At 68.1% G+C, this 1,324-nt stretch carries 1 protein-coding gene; it reads right to left on the reverse strand.

Annotation, left to right across the window (positions count from 1 at the left end):
• Positions 1 to 18 precede the first annotated feature (18 nt).
• Positions 19 to 1,083 (reverse strand): IS110 family transposase, encoded by a 1,065-nt coding sequence (locus tag AB0N04_RS38530; protein WP_279095462.1) that lies wholly within the window; start codon positions 1,081 to 1,083, stop codon positions 19 to 21.
• Positions 1,084 to 1,324: the final 241 nt, after the last annotated feature.

A 1,324-nucleotide genomic window follows, 5' to 3' on the forward strand; every position in this document is an offset into this window, starting at 1 on the left:
GGAAGCTCCTATAGATCGTCAAGCGGTCTGTGGGAGCGATTCAGTGGTTTGGATCGTGCGGGGTAGGTGGCGGTAGATCTCGCGGGCGACGAATCGTTTGAGGCAGCGGATGATGTCCTTCTTGACCAGGCCTTCTGCGGTGCGTCGGGCGACGTAGTCCCGGGTGCGCTGGTCGTATTTCATGCGGACCAGGACGATCGTGTGGAGGGCGTTGTTGGCCTGGCGGTCACCGCCGCGGTTGAGGCGGTGGCGGTTGGTGCGGCCGGAGGAGGCCGGGACCGGGGCGGCCCCGCAGAGGTGGGCGAAGGCGGCTTCGGAGCGGAGCCTGTCGGGATTGTCGCCCGCGCTGGCCAGCAACTGGCCGGCGGTTTCCGGGCCGACGCCGGGCAGGGCGATGAGCTTGGGAGCGGCCCGGATGACCAGCGGCCTGATCTCCTGGTCCGCTTCCTTGATCTCCTCGTCGAGTGACTGGTAGCGGCGGGCGAGACGCCTCAGCGCGATCCTCACTGAGCAGGCCGGGTCGGCGAGTTCGCCGGCTGGACGGGAGCGGGCCAGGGAGTCGACCAGCTCCTTCGTGGACAGGCCTCGCAACCTGTCCCGGACGCCGGAGGGCGCGGTGACGACGAGGGTGCGGATCTGGTTGATGGTCTGGGTGCGGGCCTTGACCGCGCTCTTGCGGACCACCCGCAGAGCCCGGATCGCCTCCACGATGCCGTTCCTGGCCTTCGGGGTCCCGCAGGCCCGGCCGGACAGGACCGCGGTCGCCGCCGCGTAGGCGTCGATGGGGTCGGACTTGCCGTTGTCCCGCCGTGCTTTGCGGTCTGGCCGGTCCACCTCGATGACCGTGATCTCGTTCGCCGTGAGGAAACGCGCGATCTCGGCTCCGTAGGCGCCGGTCCCTTCGACCCCGACGGCGAGGACCTCCCCGTGGAGCCGGAGCCATTCCAGCAGCCGCTGGTATCCCTTCGGAGTGGTCTCGAACCGTTCGGTGGCCAGGTGCCGGCCAATACTGTCGATGACCGCGGCCTGGTGGAGGTCGGCGTGGGTGTCGATCCCGCCGACCACCGCTATCTCGTCTGCCATGCTGTGGTGTGCTGCCCTTCCAACGCGCGTCGATGGGAGGGCGCGAGCCGGTCGGGCAGACGGACAAGACAGTGATGGGACCTTTGGCCGGGCTCCTATGAAGTCACAGACGCCCGACCGGCCACGCGCCAAGCGGCATCGCCTGAGAGACCGACGATTCCCAAAAAGGACAACCGAAGCGTCAGTCAGTGGGCGAGTCAGGACCTCAGGCGATGCCATGGCCAATCCTCACTGTCAGTGG

The sequence above is a fragment of the Kitasatospora sp. NPDC051702 genome (assembly GCF_040681575.1).
GTDB lineage: Bacteria > Actinomycetota > Actinomycetes > Streptomycetales > Streptomycetaceae > Kitasatospora.

Excerpts from the sequence above, each read along its gene's own strand:
- AB0N04_RS38530 (WP_279095462.1), bottom strand. The coding sequence starts at position 1,083 with ATGGCAGACGAGATAGCGGTGGTCGGCGGGATCGACACCCACGCCGAC.